Annotated in this window: 4 tRNA genes and 2 rRNA genes; all 6 read left to right on the top strand. The window is 45.2% G+C overall.

From position 1 onward, the window contains the following. A 16S ribosomal RNA gene (locus C0W29_RS21395) occupies window positions 1–118 on the top strand; the annotation flags it as partial. 100 nt (window positions 119–218) lie between these two features. Then, window positions 219–294, top strand: a tRNA-Glu gene (locus C0W29_RS21390). A gap of 2 nt (window positions 295–296) precedes the next feature. Next, window positions 297–372: transfer RNA gene (locus tag C0W29_RS21385), tRNA-Lys, on the top strand. Window positions 373–440: 68 nt separating this feature from the next. Next, window positions 441–516, top strand: a tRNA-Val gene (locus C0W29_RS21380). A gap of 44 nt (window positions 517–560) precedes the next feature. Next, window positions 561–636 (top strand) — tRNA-Ala (locus tag C0W29_RS21375). A 276-nt stretch (window positions 637–912) separates the two neighbouring features. Beyond that, a 23S ribosomal RNA gene (locus C0W29_RS21370) occupies window positions 913–1,217 on the top strand; the annotation flags it as partial.

The following is a 1,217-nucleotide window of genomic DNA, read 5'->3' as shown; positions in this document are numbered from 1 at the left end:
TGCACCAGAAGTAGATAGCTTAACCTTCGGGAGGGCGTTTACCACGGTGTGGTTCATGACTGGGGTGAAGTCGTAACAAGGTAGCCCTAGGGGAACCTGGGGCTGGATCACCTCCTTACCTAAAGACTTTTCTGTTTTATGCAGTGTCCACACAGATTGCTTGGTCGAAATGTAAAAGAGCCAACATAAGTTGCCCAACAACTTATGTTATGAACATTGTCCCGTTCGTCTAGAGGCCTAGGACACCGCCCTTTCACGGCGGTAACAGGGGTTCGACTCCCCTACGGGACGCCAATGGGTCGTTAGCTCAGTTGGTAGAGCAGTTGACTTTTAATCAATTGGTCGCAGGTTCGAATCCTGCACGACCCACCATTTCCTTTCCACGAAGGAAAGCTAGTTTGATTTTACTTTTTAAAGTGAAAGCAAATAGCAACTATCGTGGGCGATTAGCTCAGTTGGGAGAGCACCTCCCTTACAAGGAGGGGGTCACTGGTTCGAGCCCGGTATCGCCCACCACTTTCTCTTTATAGAGAACTTCTCCTAAAGAAGTAAAACTTTAAGGGGCTATAGCTCAGCTGGGAGAGCGCTTCGCTGGCAGCGAAGAGGTCTGCGGTTCGATCCCGCATAGCTCCACCACTTTTTAAATGCATTCTGAAGAGTGTAATTAAAAAGTGGTTTTCAATAGAAAATTGCATGCTCTTTAACAATCTGGAAAGCTGACTAGTAAATTCAATCGAAAGATTGATTTTAAAAAATGTTTTTATCTTCGGATAAAAACGAGTTCTCAAAACAACACACATTCAAGTGTCTTGTATCGAGTCCGGCGAAAAACCAATGTTTAATATTTTCTTGATCGGATTATTAAACGCAAACCTTGGTTAGTTGAACATACAAGACCTCTTGGGGTTGTATGGTTAAGTGACTAAGCGTACACGGTGGATGCCTTGGCAGTCAGAGGCGATGAAGGACGTATTAACTTGCGATAAGCCCAGATTAGGCAGTAAAAGCCACTTGAGTCTGGGATTTCCGAATGGGGAAACCCACTAGCATAAGCTAGTATCATTAACTGAATACATAGGTTAATGAAGCGAACCGGGGGAACTGAAACATCTAAGTACCCCGAGGAAGAGAAATCAACCGAGATTCCGGTAGTAGCGGCGAGCGAAACCGGATTAGCCCTTAAGCTAGTTCTGCGTTAGGTGAAGGTTCTGGAAAGT

It is taken from the genome of Photobacterium kishitanii, from assembly GCF_003026355.1.
Lineage (GTDB): Bacteria > Pseudomonadota > Gammaproteobacteria > Enterobacterales > Vibrionaceae > Photobacterium > Photobacterium kishitanii.
This window is presented reverse-complemented; position numbering and strand designations above follow the sequence as displayed.